The organism is Enterobacter cloacae complex sp. IR5428 (assembly GCF_049238585.1).
GTDB lineage: Bacteria > Pseudomonadota > Gammaproteobacteria > Enterobacterales > Enterobacteriaceae > Enterobacter > Enterobacter intestinihominis.
In genome coordinates this window covers 170,092-185,666 of sequence record NZ_JBMKHV010000007.1, presented here as the reverse complement: position 1 = coordinate 185,666, position 15,575 = coordinate 170,092, and the positions used below count along the sequence as shown (strand labels likewise).

The 15,575-nt window shown below is 57.3% G+C and carries 15 protein-coding genes; 8 read left to right on the top strand and 7 right to left on the bottom strand.

Annotated features, from left to right (window positions below):
- Nucleotides 1-18: 18 nt before the first annotated feature.
- From gsiB to gsiD, 3 genes are read left to right on the top strand one after another with little or no spacing between them, the layout of a single operon-like run.
- The gene (gsiB, locus tag ACOTXC_RS12815) at nt 19-1,557 is read left to right on the top strand and encodes a glutathione ABC transporter substrate-binding protein GsiB (protein ID WP_421767724.1); all 1,539 of its coding nucleotides are present in this window, start codon (nt 19-21) and stop codon (nt 1,555-1,557) included.
- 5 nt (nt 1,558-1,562) lie between these two features.
- Nucleotides 1,563-2,483, top strand: coding sequence for a glutathione ABC transporter permease GsiC (gene gsiC / locus ACOTXC_RS12810; RefSeq protein ID WP_006809475.1), 921 nt, complete (start codon nt 1,563-1,565; stop codon nt 2,481-2,483).
- Nucleotide 2,484: 1 nt separating this feature from the next.
- Nucleotides 2,485-3,396, top strand: a complete 912-nt coding sequence (gene gsiD / locus ACOTXC_RS12805) for a glutathione ABC transporter permease GsiD (protein WP_032624585.1) — start codon at nt 2,485-2,487, stop codon at nt 3,394-3,396.
- 118 nt (nt 3,397-3,514) lie between these two features.
- Here the strand turns inward: gsiD and rimO are convergent, their stop codons facing one another.
- On the bottom strand, nt 3,515-4,840 hold the full coding sequence (rimO, locus tag ACOTXC_RS12800; RefSeq protein WP_023299671.1) for a 30S ribosomal protein S12 methylthiotransferase RimO: 1,326 nt from the start codon (nt 4,838-4,840) through the stop codon (nt 3,515-3,517).
- A 217-nt stretch (nt 4,841-5,057) separates the two neighbouring features.
- Here rimO and bssR point away from each other — a divergent pair, with 217 nt between their 5' ends.
- A complete protein-coding gene (bssR, locus tag ACOTXC_RS12795) occupies nt 5,058-5,441 on the top strand; it encodes a biofilm formation regulator BssR (RefSeq protein WP_038415734.1) in 384 nt (127 codons plus the stop codon).
- A gap of 106 nt (nt 5,442-5,547) precedes the next feature.
- A complete protein-coding gene (locus ACOTXC_RS12790) occupies nt 5,548-6,666 on the top strand; it encodes a PQQ-dependent sugar dehydrogenase (RefSeq protein ID WP_022647551.1) in 1,119 nt (372 codons plus the stop codon).
- Here ACOTXC_RS12790 and ACOTXC_RS12785 read toward each other — a convergent pair whose 3' ends face one another.
- The gene (locus ACOTXC_RS12785) at nt 6,667-7,293 is read right to left on the bottom strand and encodes a glutathione S-transferase family protein (protein ID WP_063138193.1); all 627 of its coding nucleotides are present in this window, start codon (nt 7,291-7,293) and stop codon (nt 6,667-6,669) included.
- A gap of 243 nt (nt 7,294-7,536) precedes the next feature.
- Here ACOTXC_RS12785 and dacC point away from each other — a divergent pair, with 243 nt between their 5' ends.
- Nucleotides 7,537-8,742 carry a serine-type D-Ala-D-Ala carboxypeptidase gene (gene dacC, locus ACOTXC_RS12780; RefSeq protein WP_023299674.1) on the top strand — a complete coding sequence of 402 codons (1,206 nt, stop codon included), beginning with the start codon at nt 7,537-7,539 and terminating at the stop codon, nt 8,740-8,742.
- A gap of 86 nt (nt 8,743-8,828) precedes the next feature.
- Here the strand turns inward: dacC and deoR are convergent, their stop codons facing one another.
- The 3 genes from deoR to ACOTXC_RS12765 form a co-directional block, all read right to left on the bottom strand.
- The gene (gene deoR / locus ACOTXC_RS12775) at nt 8,829-9,587 is read right to left on the bottom strand and encodes a DNA-binding transcriptional repressor DeoR (RefSeq protein ID WP_022647554.1); all 759 of its coding nucleotides are present in this window, start codon (nt 9,585-9,587) and stop codon (nt 8,829-8,831) included.
- 67 nt (nt 9,588-9,654) lie between these two features.
- The gene (gene ybjG / locus ACOTXC_RS12770; RefSeq protein ID WP_421767723.1) at nt 9,655-10,263 is read right to left on the bottom strand and encodes an undecaprenyl-diphosphate phosphatase; all 609 of its coding nucleotides are present in this window, start codon (nt 10,261-10,263) and stop codon (nt 9,655-9,657) included.
- A gap of 7 nt (nt 10,264-10,270) precedes the next feature.
- Nucleotides 10,271-10,999: a phosphatase PAP2 family protein gene (locus tag ACOTXC_RS12765; RefSeq protein ID WP_421767722.1), complete on the bottom strand. Its 729-nt coding sequence runs from the start codon at nt 10,997-10,999 to the stop codon at nt 10,271-10,273.
- 167 nt (nt 11,000-11,166) lie between these two features.
- Between ACOTXC_RS12765 and ACOTXC_RS12760 the strand changes: the two genes are divergently transcribed.
- Nucleotides 11,167-12,399 (top strand): MFS transporter, encoded by a 1,233-nt coding sequence (locus tag ACOTXC_RS12760; RefSeq protein ID WP_022647557.1) that lies wholly within the window; start codon nt 11,167-11,169, stop codon nt 12,397-12,399.
- A gap of 524 nt (nt 12,400-12,923) precedes the next feature.
- Here ACOTXC_RS12760 and ACOTXC_RS12755 read toward each other — a convergent pair.
- Both ACOTXC_RS12755 and ACOTXC_RS12750 read right to left on the bottom strand, forming a co-directional pair.
- Complete coding sequence (locus tag ACOTXC_RS12755; RefSeq protein WP_022647558.1) at nt 12,924-13,736, bottom strand: Cof-type HAD-IIB family hydrolase; 813 nt, start codon at nt 13,734-13,736, stop codon at nt 12,924-12,926.
- Nucleotides 13,726-14,940: an MFS transporter gene (locus ACOTXC_RS12750; RefSeq protein WP_023299676.1), complete on the bottom strand. Its 1,215-nt coding sequence runs from the start codon at nt 14,938-14,940 to the stop codon at nt 13,726-13,728. The genes ACOTXC_RS12755 and ACOTXC_RS12750 overlap by 11 nt, the downstream gene beginning before the upstream one ends.
- A gap of 82 nt (nt 14,941-15,022) precedes the next feature.
- Here ACOTXC_RS12750 and ACOTXC_RS12745 point away from each other — a divergent pair, with 82 nt between their 5' ends.
- Nucleotides 15,023-15,574 carry a TetR/AcrR family transcriptional regulator gene (locus ACOTXC_RS12745; protein WP_032624580.1) on the top strand — a complete coding sequence of 184 codons (552 nt, stop codon included), beginning with the start codon at nt 15,023-15,025 and terminating at the stop codon, nt 15,572-15,574.
- Nucleotide 15,575: the final 1 nt, after the last annotated feature.

The window sequence follows — 15,575 nt, the reverse complement described above, 5'->3', positions numbered from 1 at the left end:
AACAGGCAGGAGAACACAATGGTTCCTTTTGTTGCTCGTAAATGGCTGCTGGCCGCGAGCGTGACGGCTGCGCTGGCCGCCGCCCCCGCGTTCGCGGCGAAAGATGTGGTGGTGGCTGTGGGGTCTAACTTCACGACGCTGGATCCGTATGATGCTAACGACACCCTTTCTCAGGCGGTGGCAAAATCCTTCTACCAGGGGCTGTTCGGCCTGGACCGCGAGATGAAGCTGAAAAACGTGCTGGCGGAAGGCTATACCGTGTCGGACGACGGGCTGGTCTATACCGTTAAGCTCCGTACCGGCGTGAAGTTCCAGGACGGCACCGACTTCAACGCCGAGGCGGTTAAGGTCAACCTGGACCGAGCCAGCAATCCGGAAAACGGTCTTAAGCGCTACAACCTATATAAAAATATCGCCCAAACCGAGGCGGTTGATCCGGCGACGGTGAAGATCACCCTCAAAGAGCCGTTCTCGGCGTTTATCAATATCCTGGCGCATCCCGCGACGGTGATGATTTCCCCTGCGGCGTTAAAGAAATACGGCAAAGAGATTGGCTTCCACCCGGTGGGGACCGGACCGTACGAACTGCTTACCTGGAACCAGACCGATTATGTGAAGGTAAAGAAATTCGCCGGATACTGGCAGCCGGGGCTGCCGAAGCTGGATACCCTCACCTGGCGGCCGGTCGTGGACAACAATACCCGCGCCGCGATGCTGCAAACCGGCGAAGCGCAGTTTGCCTTCCCGATCCCCTACGAACAGGCAGCGCTGCTGGCGAAAAACAGCAAGCTGGAGCTGGTGGCCAGCCCGTCGATTATGCAGCGCTACATCAGCATGAACGTCACGCAGAAACCGTTTGATAACCCGAAGGTGCGCGAAGCCATCAACTACGCCATTAACCGCCAGGCACTGGTGAAGGTGGCCTTTGCCGGCTACGCCACCCCGGCGACGGGCGTGATGCCGCCAACCATTGAGTACGCGCAGAGCTATCAGCCGTGGCCGTACGATCCGGCGAAAGCGCGGGAACTGCTGAAAGAGGCGGGCTATCCGAACGGCTTTAGCACCACGCTGTGGTCGTCGCATAACCACAGTACCGCGCAGAAGGTGCTGCAATTTACCCAGCAGCAGCTGGCACAGGTGGGCATTAAAGCCAGGGTCACGGCGATGGATGCCGGACAGCGCGCGGCGGAAGTGGAAGGCAAAGGACAGAAAGAGAGCGGCGTGCGGATGTTCTACACCGGCTGGACGGCTTCAACCGGTGAAGCGGACTGGTCCCTGTCGCCGCTGTTTGCTTCCCAGAACTGGCCGCCAACGCTGTTCAATACCGCGTTCTACAGTAATCCGCAGGTGGATAAGGATCTGGCCGATGCCCTGAAAACCATCAAACCGGAAGAGAAAGCGCGCCTGTACAAAGAGGCGCAGGACATTATCTGGAAAGAGTCGCCGTGGGTGCCGCTGGTGGTGGAAAAACTGGTCTCAGCCCACAATAAAGCGCTGACCGGTTTTTACATCATGCCGGATACGGGCTTTAGCTTTGACGACGCGGATCTAAAATAAAACTCATGCTGAATTATGTGTGTAAACGCCTGCTGGGGCTTATCCCGACGCTGCTGATTGTGGCCGTGCTGGTGTTTTTATTTGTCCACATGCTGCCCGGCGATCCGGCGCGTTTGATTGCCGGACCGGAAGCGGATGCCACGGTTATAGAACTGGTACGTAAACAGCTCGGTCTTGACCAGCCGCTGTATCGGCAATTTCTGCGCTACATTGGCAATGTCCTTCAGGGCGATTTCGGCATCTCGATGGTGTCGCGTCGTCCGGTGTCGGAGGAGATTGCCAGCCGCTTTATGCCCACCTTCTGGTTAACGATTGCCAGTATGAGCTGGGCGGTTGTGTTTGGCCTGGGCGCGGGGATTGTCGCCGCCGTCTGGCGCAACCGCTGGCCGGATAAGCTCGGTATGGCGCTGGCGGTCACCGGTATCTCTTTCCCGGCGTTTGCGCTGGGTATGCTGCTGATGCAGATTTTCTCCGTCGAGCTGGGCTGGTTGCCCACCGTCGGGGCCGACACCTGGAAGCACTACATTCTGCCCTCTATGACGCTTGGCGCAGCCGTTGCGGCAGTGATGGCCCGTTTCACCCGCGCCTCCTTTGTCGACGTGCTGAGCGAAGATTACATTCGCACCGCGCGGGCAAAAGGGGTGAGTGAGAAATGGGTCATTCTGAAGCATGGTTTTCGTAATGCGATGATCCCGGTGGTCACGATGATGGGGCTACAGTTCGGCTTCCTGCTGGGCGGCTCTATCGTGGTTGAGAAGGTCTTTAACTGGCCGGGGCTGGGGCGCCTGCTGGTCGACTCGGTCGATATGCGTGACTATCCGGTTATTCAGGCTGAAGTTCTGCTTTTCTCGCTGGAGTTTATTCTTATCAACTTAGTGGTGGATGTGCTGTACGCCGCCATTAACCCGGCCATCAGGTATAAGTAAGATGCGATTACTGAACTGGCGTCGCCAGGCCATTTTAAACGCTATGCCGGGGATCAGGCCGGACCATATTCGCACCCCGTGGGTTGAGTTCTGGCGTCGATTCCGTCGTCAGCCCGTCGCTATGGTCGCCGGGTTGTTTGTGTTACTGCTGATCCTGGTGGCGATTATCGCCCCCTGGATAGCCCCGTTTGATGCGGAAAATTACTTCGATTACGACCGGCTGAACGATGGACCGTCGATGATGCACTGGTTTGGCGTGGACTCGCTCGGGCGCGATATTTTCAGCCGCGTGCTGGTAGGGGCGCAGATCTCGCTGGCGGCCGGGGTCTTTGCGGTGCTGATGGGCGCAGCAATTGGCACCGTGCTGGGGCTGGTGGCCGGGTACTATGAAGGCTGGTGGGACCGCATCATCATGCGTATCTGCGACGTGCTGTTTGCCTTTCCCGGTATTCTGCTGGCGATTGCCGTGGTGGCGGTGATGGGCAGCGGCATGGCGAACGTCATCATCGCCGTGGCGGTATTCACGATTCCCGCTTTCGCGCGCCTGGTACGTGGCAACACGCTGGTGCTGAAGCAGCAGACCTTTATCGAGTCGGCCCGCAGCATGGGAGCCGGCGATGCCACTATCCTGTTCAGCCATATTCTGCCGGGAACGGTCTCGTCTATCGTGGTCTATTTCACCATGCGCATAGGCGTGTCGATTATCTCGGCGGCCAGCCTGTCGTTTCTGGGGTTAGGCGCACAGCCGCCGACGCCGGAGTGGGGGGCGATGCTGAACGAGGCGCGGGCGGATATGGTGATCGCCCCGCACGTGGCGATCTTCCCGAGCCTGGCCATTTTCCTGACCGTGCTGGCGTTTAACCTGCTGGGCGATGGGCTGCGCGACGCGCTGGATCCGCGGATTAAGGGGTAGGTTTTTGCAGGAACTTACCCCTCACCCTAACCCTCTCCCCTGAGGGGAGAGGGGACTGCTCGGTGCGGTCTGTTCCCCCTCGCCCCTTTGGGGAGAGGGCCGGGGTGAGGGGTTAAGATTAAACCCGGCTGCCCCACAAATCATACTCGTCGGCGTTTTCAACCTTCACGCGAATAATATCGCCCGGCTTGACGTTGGTTTCCCCGTTCAGGTACACCGCGCCGTCGATTTCAGGCGCATCCGCCATGCTGCGGCCAATCGCGCCTTCTTCGTCCACTTCGTCGATAATGACCAGAATTTCGCGGCCCACTTTCTCCTGCAAGCGTTCAGCAGAGATCTGCTGTTGCAGCTGCATAAAGCGGTTCCAGCGTTCCTCTTTGACCTCTTCCGGTACCTGGTCCGCCAACTCGTTGGCCGTTGCGCCTTCAACCGGGCTGTACTTGAAGCAGCCCACGCGATCCAGACGCGCTTCTTTCAGGAAGTCGAGCAGCATCTGGAAATCTTCTTCGGTTTCACCCGGGAAGCCAACGATGAAGGTGGAGCGCAGGGTCAGTTCAGGGCAGATCTCGCGCCACTGCTTGATGCGCGCCAGCTGGCGGTCAACGGAGCCAGGACGCTTCATCAGCTTCAGAATGCGCGGGCTGGCGTGCTGTAACGGGATATCCAGATACGGCAGGATTTTGCCTTCAGCCATCAGCGGGATCACATCGTCAACGTGTGGGTAAGGGTAGACGTAGTGCAGACGCGTCCAGATCCCGAGCTTAGCAAGCTGCTCGCACAGGCCGACCATGCTGGTTTTTACCGGCTCGCCGTTGTGGAAACCGGAGCGGTGTTTGACGTCCACGCCGTAGGCGGAGGTGTCCTGGGAGATGACCAGTAACTCCTTCACGCCCGCGTCGGCCAGGCGTTTGGCTTCTGCCAGCACCTCGCCAATCGGACGGCTCACCAAATCGCCACGCATCGACGGGATGATGCAGAAGGTGCAGCGATGGTTGCAGCCTTCGGAAATTTTCAGGTAAGCATAGTGGCGCGGCGTCAGCTTCACGCCCTGTTCCGGCACCAGGCTCAGGAACGGGTTGTGCTTTGGCTTTGGTACGTAGTGATGAACATGTTCCAGCACCTGCTCGTAGCTGTGCGGGCCGGTGATCTCCAGTACCTTCGGGTGCACTTCGCGGATCTGATCCACCTTCGCGCCCAGGCAGCCGGTGACAATCACTTTGCCATTTTCCGTCAGGGCTTCACCAATGGCTTCCAGTGACTCCTGGACCGCGCTGTCGATGAACCCACAGGTGTTGACGATCACCATGTCGGCGTTGTCGTAGCTTGGCACCACGTCATAGCCTTCAGTGCGAAGTTCAGTCAGGATGCGTTCGGAATCCACCAGGTTCTTCGGGCAGCCCAGGGAGACAAAGCCGATTTTCGGCGGGTGCGTAACATTGCTCATAGGTTAAAAATTCATCAATTATGGAGTTATCAGGGCGGGATTTTACAGCGTATCGCGGGGGATTTATACACTCTTGATGGCGCAGTTGAGGCGGGCAATCGTTGTAACATTGTAAAGAATGTTAATCAGTTATCGTTTATTGATCTCAGGCATCACATTGTACAAAAAATGACCTTATTATTAATAGGGTAACATGGCTGACAGAGGAGGAAATAGCATGTCCGTTGACAGACTGAAACGCGATCTGCTTAACAAGCTGATCAACGCCCGAATCGACCTGGCTGCATATCTGCAACTCCGCAAGGCGAAAGGGTATATGTCAGTCAGCGAAAGCGAAAATCTGCGTGAAAATTTCTTTGAACTTTGCAATTTCATGCGTGAAAAAGCACCCATCCTGAAAGCGCACTGCGCTGAAAACGAATTAGTGGCGCTGCGCCGCGCCGCCGAGGTGCTTTCCATCGCAGGGGTCTGTTTGATGAACGGACGTCACGACTGCCCGAATTTTATTGCCGTTAACGCGGAGAAGCTTGAAAACTGCCTGACCACGCTCGCGCTTTGCATCATGTGTCTGAACAAGCCGGAAACGCTTGCCCGACACTGAACCCGGGGGAGGCAACTCCCCCTTTTGATTAAGCTTTTGTAAAAGTGTTAACGCACCCGGGAACAGTGGCTAATCTTTAAGCCATATGCCGATAAAGGAGTGCGTTATGCCTCGATCCTCGCTGCTTTTCCTCCCTGTACTGTTATTCCCGCTTTCGCTGCTTGCGGCGCCCGAGACGGTTAAGGTCGACGTGCTACAGACAAAACTGGATCACCCCTGGTCGCTGGCGTTTCTGCCTGATAATAAGGGGCTGCTGATCACGCTAAAAGACGGGCAGCTTAAGCACTGGCAGGCAGGGAAAGGGCTCTCCGATCCGATTATCGGCGTGCCGAAGGTCTGGGCGAGCGGCCAGGGCGGATTGCTGGACGTGGTGCTGGCCCCGGATTTTGAACAATCACGGCGGATCTGGCTCAGCTTCGCCGAGGCGGGTGATGATGGAAAAGCGGGCACCGCGGTGGGCTACGGGCGGTTGAGCGATGACCTCTCGCGCATTGAGGGCTTCCAGGTGGTGTTCCGACAGATGCCGAAGCTCTCTACTGGCAACCACTTTGGCGGACGGCTGGTGTTCGACGGCAAAGGCCATCTCTTTATTGGCCTGGGTGAAAACAACCAGCGCCCGACGGCGCAGGATCTGGATAAGCTTCAGGGCAAGGTGGTGCGCCTGACGGAGGACGGGAAAGTGCCGCCGGATAACCCGTTTGTGAACACAGCCGGTGCACGGCCTGAAATCTGGTCTTACGGCATTCGCAACCCGCAGGGGATGGCGATGAACCCGTGGAGCGACGCGCTGTGGCTTAATGAACACGGCCCTCGCGGCGGGGATGAGATCAACATTCCTGAAAAAGGCAAAAACTACGGCTGGCCGATGGCGACGCACGGGATCAACTACAGCGGCCTGAAAATCCCGGAAGCGAAAGGCGAGCACGTTGAGGGCACTGAAAAACCGCTGTTTGTCTGGAAAGTGTCGCCCGCCGTCAGCGGCATGGCGTTCTACAACAGCGACGTCTTCCCGCAGTGGAAAAACAAGCTGTTTATCGGCGCGCTGAAGGAGAAAGACGTCATCGTGCTGAGCGTGAAGGGCAATACCGTGACGGAGGACGGGCGCATTCTTGGGGATAAAGATCAGCGAATTCGCGATGTGCGCGTCGGGCCGGATGGTTATCTGTACGTGCTGACCGACGAGACGGACGGGCAGCTTTGGAAAGTCAGCCCGTCCGGGTCGTAATCAGGTCACCGGGATCATCACCACGTTGCGATACGCCGGGCGCTCGCTGAGCTGCTGGATCCAGCGCTCAAGGTGAGGGCGCGGGGTCCAGCTGAGACCCATGTTAGTGAGGTTCCAGACGAAAGGGGCGACGGCGATATCGCCCACGCCGAACGTGTCGCCGGAGAACCAGGTATGCTTCGCCAGTTCGTCGTCCATCATCGCAAACAGCGACTCGCACGCGTCCTGGGCGGCATGAATGGCGGGATAATCACGATCGGCTTCCGGCGTACGGATAAGCCCCATCAGGATCACGCGGTGCGTTGGGGAAAGCGTCTGGTTTGCCCAGTCCATCCATTTTTCGCCCTGCGCGCGCTGGGCTGGATTTTCTACCCACAGCCGACCCTGGCCGTACTGCGCGGCGAGGTATCGCACGATGGTGTTAGACTCCCACAGCGTGGCGTCTGTCTCGTCATCGCGCAGTAGCGGCACCAGTCCGTTTGGGTTCATCGCCAGGTAGTCCGCGTCTTTATTCACGCCAAACTCCAGGCCCGCCATAACCTGCTTAAACGGTAAATCCAGCTCTTCCAGCGTCCAGAGCACTTTTTTCACGTTGGTCGAATTGTTCCTGCCCCACAGCGTAATCATATTTACTCCCGATGAGATGTGAATCCGAGTCAGCTTTTCGCCATGGTGAGATAAACCTAACAATTACGCAACAGATGCTAAAAAAAACACCGCAATCAAAGCGTATCTGAATGTTATTGCATAAACTTTAAAAACTTTACCTGGAACAGGTTTCTTTGAAGGCTGTAGTGCGCTATTACTCATCGCTTCTTGCGACACGGTGATTGTGACGTGATTTTTAGAATGGACACTCGGGTGGCATTTATGACGCAAAAAACTTCCTCTCTGCGCAGCCTGGCGGCAGGCTCGGCGCTGCTTTTCCTTTTTGCCCCAACGCTCCATGCGGCGGAACAGACAGCGCCCGAAGCGCCGCCTGTTGATGCGCGCGCCTGGATCCTGATGGATTACGCCAGCGGGAAAGTGCTGGCGGAAGGTAACGCCGACGAAAAACTCGACCCGGCGAGCCTGACGAAAATTATGACCAGCTATGTGGTCGGCCAGGCGTTGAAAGCGGGCAAGATCAAGCTGAATGACATGGTCACCGTCGGGAAAGATGCCTGGGCGACCGGTAACCCGGCGCTGCGCGGCTCGTCCGTGATGTTCCTGAAGCCTGGCGACCAGGTCTCCGTGTCCGATCTGAATAAAGGGGTTATTATTCAGTCGGGAAATGATGCCTGTATTGCGCTGGCCGATTACGTCGCGGGCAGTCAGGACTCATTTATTGGGCTGATGAATGGCTACGCGAAAAAACTGGGTCTGACCAATACCACTTTTAAAACTGTTCACGGCCTGGATGCGCCGGGTCAGTTCAGTACCGCGCGCGATATGGCGCTGCTGGGCAAAGCGCTGATCCATGACGTGCCGGATGAGTACGCTATCCATAAAGAGAAAGAGTTTACCTTCAACAATATCCGCCAGCCTAACCGTAACCGTCTGCTGTGGAGCAGTAACGTTAACGTGGACGGCATGAAAACCGGTACAACTGCCGGGGCCGGATACAACCTGGTGGCTTCTGCGACGCAGGGCGATATGCGCCTGATCTCAGTGGTGCTGGGAACGAAAACCGACCGTATTCGTTTTAACGAATCCGAAAAACTGCTGACCTGGGGTTTCCGCTTCTTTGAAACCGTCACGCCGATTAAGCCGGACGCCACCTTCGTCAGCCAGCGTGTCTGGTTTGGTGATAAAAGTGAAGTGAACCTGGGAGCGGGTGAAGCGGGTTCCGTCACCATTCCACGCGGTCAGCTGAAAAACCTGAAAGCCAGCTATACCCTGACCGAGCCACAGCTCACCGCACCGTTGAAAAAAGGTCAGGTGGTCGGGACGATAGATTTCCAGCTTAACGGCAAATCTATTGAGCAGCGTCCGCTGGTGGTAATGGAAGCGGTGGAAGAGGGCGGCTTCTTCAGCCGGATGTGGGACTTTGTGTTAATGAAATTCCACGGCTGGTTTGGCAGCTGGTTCAGCTAAGTTTTTGCCGGGTGGCGGCTTCGCCTTACCCGGCCTACAACGGCTCGAACGTAGGCCGGGTAAGCGCAGCGCCACCCGGCATAACCTCAATACATCAACTTCACCTGCTGCGCTTTCGCGTATGCCACCAGCTCGTCATCCGGGCGGCAATCACTGACGATGGCGTCAAAGCGCGACAGTTCTCCCATCCTTGCCGGACGGACCTTGCCAAATTTACTGTGATCGACCACCAGCACATGCTGCTGCGCGGCGTTGAGCGCCCACTGTTTCACCGGTAACTCTTCAAGATTAAAACAGGTTGCCCCCTGTTTCACATTCACGCCCGCCGCAGAGTAAAAGGCGATATCAGGGCATACATTGCTCAGCGTGTCCTGAATATTCAGCGGCTTGAAGATGGCGTTGCTGGCATGAAACTCGCCGCCACACAAAATCACCCGGCATGCTGGTTTCTCCTGCAAAGCCAGGAAGGTATTTAGCGAATAACAGACGGCGGTAAAGGGAACGGTGCTGTCGATGGCCTCGATGATCCACGGGGTTGTCGTACCGCAGTCAAAAAACAGCGTTTGATGCGGCTGCACCAGCGAGGCGGCGAGCCGCGCGGCTTTGCGCTTCTCTTCCACCAGGCGTGTTTTTTGATCGCTTAACAGATAATGGCTGGCGCTACGCGGCTCCAGAACAATATACCCGCCAAGCAGCACAACGGGGGCGCTGTCGCTGTTCAGATCGCGACGAATGGTCATTTCAGACACGCCAAGCAGGGAAGCGGCTTCCTTAAGATGCAGCTTATCGCTGCGCTTCAGCGCCTGAAGCAGCTGAGCAATGCGGTCATCGCGACGTGTTTCCATAGATCCTCGGGCTAAAAAAGTGAGCCCCCGCAGGGCGGGGGCTCAAGTGTAACCTGACGGACCGGGGTTAGTCACGTATCCAGCCTTTGCGGATCGGAAGGGCAAACAGAACGCGATAGGCCTGTGATAATCCATGATAAAGCGCCGGGCCAAAAAGGCTCCACAGGATGGCTGCGCTGACGCAGCCCATCAGCCCCACCAGGAAACCGCCGACCATATCCAGCGGCCAGTGCACCCCCAGGTAGACGCGGGACCAGGCGATGGCGACTGCCACGCCCATCAGCACTACGCCGGACCACAGGCGATGCCAGAACAGGAAGGCCAGCGCAAAGGTGAAGATCACCGTGCCGTGATCGCTCGGGAACGAGTCATCCGGCGCATGGTGCAGGAAGTTGTAGCCGACGCGATCGACAAACGGACGATCGTGCGGGAAGGCGTGACCCAGCACGTAGCTTGCCAGCACGCTCACGCCAATTGCCATCGCCATTTTGATCACCAGATGGCGCTGGGCGGTGACCTGTGTACGAGGTCCCCATAACCAGAGGATCACTGCCAGCGCCGGTACAATGCTAATCAGATCTTTCGCAATGAAGGTGGCGAGATCGATCATCCATTCCGGTGACGACGGTGTGGCGTTGAGCAGGTAAAACAGTTCGTAGTTCAGATTTTCTAACATAATCTCGTTACTCTTTAGCAAACCGGGCGGAAACCAGCCCGTAAACCAGCACCTGGGAAAACCAGACCCACCACCCGGCCCACAGGTTGTGAGAGAAAAAATGCGCGCCGCGCATGACCTGCCCGAAGCCCATCACCAGCCCCATAACAACGCCTGACGCGACAAAGGACCATGCCAGGCGCGGACGTTCACGCCAGAAGGCAAAAAACAGCCCCATCACCATAAACCCGCTGGAGGCGTGGCCGCCGGGAAAGCAGCGTCCCGGTCCGCTGTCTGCCGGAACGGCGCTGAACAGGGGATACGAAACGGACCTGCCGCCATATTCCACCAGATCCCACGGACAGCTGTGGTGGCTTATGCTTTTCAGCACCCCTACTACCAGCGCACCCAGCCCCATCAGAAGCGCGGCCGTTACCAGTCGGGCATTGCGTTTGTAAGCGCCGTAAATCAGCGATGCGGCAGCGATAACAATGGTCACATATTTCGCCAACCGATGGTTCAGCAGATCCAGCAGCGGGTTTTGCTGTAGCGGAAAATGATGCGCCGCTGCGTCATACCAGAAACCGGTTATCCATCGGTCAAGCGATTCATTGCGCGAAAGCCAGGTAAAAAGCACCGCAAGGGCAATAAGCACGAAAAGTTGATAACCATAAAAGCGGGCAGGCAAACGGTAAAGACGTTTTGTCTTATTTGTCGGTAACTTAGATAATTCTGAAGGGCTGACGGCGTGTGTCATAGTTTCGGTCAATAACGTGAAATAGCACTATCATAGGGAGGGCAACTTAAGGAAACCTTAAACAACAACGATAAGTGCGTTATTTCTGTTTTTTCACGTTAATTTGCTATCTCAGACAGCGGCAATTCATTACACTCATCGCGATTTTTTCATACTAAAGAGATTGCATGATAAACCGTTCTTCTTCCGGTAATCGTCTGGGTCGTCAGGCGTTACTTTTTCCTCTGTGTCTGGTGCTTTACGAATTCTCTACCTACATCGGCAACGACATGATCCAGCCCGGCATGCTGGCTGTGGTTGAGCAGTACAACGCAGGTATTGAGTGGGTGCCGACATCCATGACCGCCTATCTGGCGGGTGGCATGTTTTTACAGTGGCTGTTAGGGCCGCTGTCGGATCGTATTGGCCGCCGTCCGGTGATGCTGACGGGCGTAGTGTGGTTTATCGTCACCTGTCTCGCCACGCTGCTGGCGCAGAGTATTGAGCAGTTCACACTGCTGCGTTTCCTTCAGGGCGTGAGCCTGTGCTTTATTGGCGCCGTGGGCTATGCCGCTATTCAGGAGTCGTTTGAGGAGGCGGTGTGTATCAAAATTACCGCGCTGATGGCAAACGTGGCACTGATTGCACCGCTTCTTGGGCCGCTGGTGGGAGCCGCATGGGTTCACGTCGCGCCGTGGGAGGGGATGTTCGTCCTCTTTGCCGCGCTTGCGGCTATCTCTTTCTTTGGCCTGCACCGTGCGATGCCGGAAACCGCCACCCGCCTGGGCGAAAAGCTCTCGCTTAAAGAGCTTGGGCGGGATTATAAGGCAGTGCTGAAAAACGGTCGTTTTGTCGCGGGCGCGCTGGCGACGGGGTTTGTCAGCCTGCCACTGCTGGCGTGGATTGCCCAGTCGCCGGTCATTATCATCAGCGGCGAACAGCTTAGCAGCTATGAGTATGGCCTGTTACAGGTGCCGATTTTTGGCGCGCTGATTATCGGTAACCTGGTGCTGGCGCGTCTGACGTCGCGCCGTACCGTGCGTTCGCTGATTATTTTGGGCGGCTGGCCCATAGCGGCAGGGCTGATTATCGCGGCGGTGGCGACCGTAGCCTCGTCTCATGCGTACCTGTGGATGACGGCGGGGCTGAGTGTTTACGCGTTTGGTATCGGCGTGGCGAATGCTGGCCTGGTGCGCCTGACGCTGTTCGCCAGTGAAATGAGTAAAGGCACGGTGTCTGCCGCGATGGGGATGCTGCAAATGCTGATTTTCACCGTCGGTATTGAGGTGAGCAAACATGCCTATGCTTTCGGCGGTAACGGGCTGTTCAGCCTGTTCAACCTCGCAAACGGTGTGCTGTGGGTAGGGCTGATGGTGGTGTTCCTGAAGGACAAACGCGTCGGAAGCGCACTGCAACCGTAATCCTTATTCCCTCTCCCCCCTGGGCGAGCTCGGGACAGTTCCCTCTCCCTGTGGGCTGAGGGATCCCCAGTAATTTGAAAGCAAAAGCGATAACGTTGCCTCAGAATAACTGAGGGCTTTCAGCGATGCCTCGGTCCGGCTGTAAATCGCTGAGGCGTTTCCTGTAGGCCGGGGCGAGGCGCAGGGATGCGCCGAGAGGGCGGGCTTTACAGGGATGTTACCTCCGCCCGTCCCCGATAAGCCGGAAGGAATAAGCCGAAGGCACCGCGAAGCGGCGATTTTCCGCCGGAAGCCCGGGTCGCCAGGGTGGTGGCGACTGAGCCACCCTGGCACGTTCACCGGTCATGTCGTGACAGAGTAGCAAGGAACATAAAGTGAACGGAATGACCACCAGAGCCGTATGTTCCCCCTCACCCCAGCCCTCTCCCTCAAGGGAGAGGGGGCCATCTGTGCAGGCATTATTTTGTGGGGAACCCTCAGCCCTGTGGGAGAGGGTTAGGGTGAGGGCACCAGACCGCACGGAATCAATTAAACGGCGCCTTCCCCTCCAGCACCATATCAATCACGTCCAGCACCCCTTCGTCATTATTGTTCGGCGCTTCATAGCGGGCCACAGCTTTTATATGCGGTCTGGCGTTGGCCATCGCGAAGCCAAACCCAGCCTGGCGCAGCATCTCCACGTCGTTACCGCTGTCGCCAAAGGCCACCACTTCACTGTCCTCAATGCCCCAGCGCGCTTGCAGGATCCGCAGGCCGTTAGCTTTGTGCACGCCAGGGATTATCAGGTCGATACTGCCGTGACCCGTGGTCACCGGCACCATGATGTCGCCAAGCTTCTCATGCAGCAGCGCCTGAATGCGCGGTATTTCGTCGTCAGAGACGTTAAGCCCGAACTTGAAGAAAATATCGTTGAGGTTGTCAAAGCTGCTGACGCTTTCAAGGCGGTGATAGTATTTCGCCGCAATCTCTTTGAAGAGGTCGTTATACGTTTTCAGCGTGTAGGCGCTGTTTTTTCCGCAGGCAATTATCTCAATGCCGGGCACGTCGTTTAACAGGGTGGCGACGGTCAGAAAATGCTCTTTCGACAGTTCGCCGTTAAACACGTCTTCGCCCGCATCCACCACCCAGCCGCCGTTTTCGGCGACGAAGGCGATTTCATGGGCGATCTCGGGGAAAAATGAGATCAACTGGTAGTACTGGTTTCCGCTGGCGACCACAAAACGGATGCCTTGCGCTTTCATGCGCGCGTACTGCGCCAGAAAACGCGCGCGATTATAGGTTTTCGCATCGCTCAGGAAGGAGCCATCCATGTCGACTGCAATCAGTTTAACGCTCATATCCCTTCTCCATTGTCGTTTGTTCTGCTTCCGGTTTTGCCACCGCACGCGCCACCAGGGCGGCAATAATCACTAACCCTAACACCACCAGCATGGCGCTGCGCAACCCGTAGTGCTCACCGAGGAATCCAAGCAGCGGCGGCCCCACCAGGAAAGCGAGGTAGCCCGTGGTCGCCACAACGCTCACGCGCGTCGGCGCATCGGGACCGGTATCGCTGGCAGCGGAAATGGTCAGCGGGAAGCCAAGGGAGGCGCCCAGCCCCCACAGGATCACCGACACACCGGCAATCCAGTCCACATCCACAAAGATGATCATCGCGATGCCCAGCCCACCCAGCAGGGCGCTGGCACGGACGACCGCCACGCGGCTGTAACGGTCGATAAACCAGCCGCCGGTAAAGCGTCCGACGGTCATGCCGAGCGTAAATCCAGCGTAGATCAGCGAGCCGGAGGTGGGGCTAAATCCGTGCCCGTCCACCATCAGCAACGGTAGCCAGTCGTTGGCGGAGCCTTCAGCAAATGCCATCGCCAGCACCACCACGCCAATCAGCATTAGCTGGAAATCACGATAGAAGGGCAACCCTTTTGCCGCAGACTTCTGTTCGTCCGAGGCGTGTTGTCCTGTGCCTGCGGGAATAGCCCTGATGCCGGTGAGGATCGGGATAATACAGACCAGCGCCGCCAGCAAAATGTGCACATTGGCCGCAATGCCCAGCGCCGTCAGTGCCATCCCCACGCCCGCGCCCGCCAGCGTGCCGAGGCTGTAAAAGCCATGCATCATGGGCAGCACCGTTTTGTTCATCGCCTGTTCGACGGCGGCCCCCTCGACGTTAATGGCCACTTCAGCCGCACCAAAGCTGCCGCCAAATACCATCAGCCCAAGGGCAAACATCAGCGGCGAGGCGAACCACAGCGCCACGCTCAAAGCGAACATTCCCACCACGGCGCAGCACATGGTGGTACGGATCACCGCGCGCGTGCCAAAGCGCTTCACCAGCCAGGCCGAGCAGAGGATGCCGCTCATCGAGCCAATCGACAGGCCAAACAGCACGATCCCCATCTCCGCCGTCGAGACGGATAGCGTATCGCGGATTGCCGGGGTGCGCGTTGCCCAGGAAGCCATCAGCAGCCCGGGGATGAAGAAGAACATAAACAGCGCCCACATGCGCAGATGCAGGGCTTTGCGAGGAGAAGTTAGCGTCATTGGGATCAGCACCAGAAGTACAACAATAGCGACAACACTAGCAACTTTGTGTACATTTGTACATAAACCGGATGAGGATTTTATGAGCAGACCACCAAACGACCCTAACCGCCGCGAGAAGATACTCCAGGCGACGCTGGACACCATTGCTGAGCACGGTATTCATGCCGTCACGCACCGCAAAATTGCCACCTGCGCAGGCGTACCGCTGGGGTCGATGACCTACTATTTCGACGGGATGGAGTCGCTTCTGGAGGAGGCGTTCACGTGGTTTACGCAGCAGATGTCTCAGCAGTACCGGGATTTCTTCGCGGGGGTGACCGGGCGGGAGAGGGCGTGCGAGGCCATTACCACGCTGATCCACAGTTCAGCCGTGACCACGCCACACAATATGGCGCTGATGTATCAGCTGTACGCTTTTATGCACCGCAGCGCCGCGCTGAAAACGGTGATGCAGGACTGGATGAAGATGAGCCAGACTACGCTTGAGCAGTGGTTTGATCCGGCCACCGCCCGTGCGCTGGATGCGTTTATCGAGGGGATGACGCTGCATTTTGTAACCGACCGGTCGCCGTTAACCCGGGAGGAGATCCGGGCGATAGTGGGACGGATTGCAGGCGAGGATACCGTCTGAT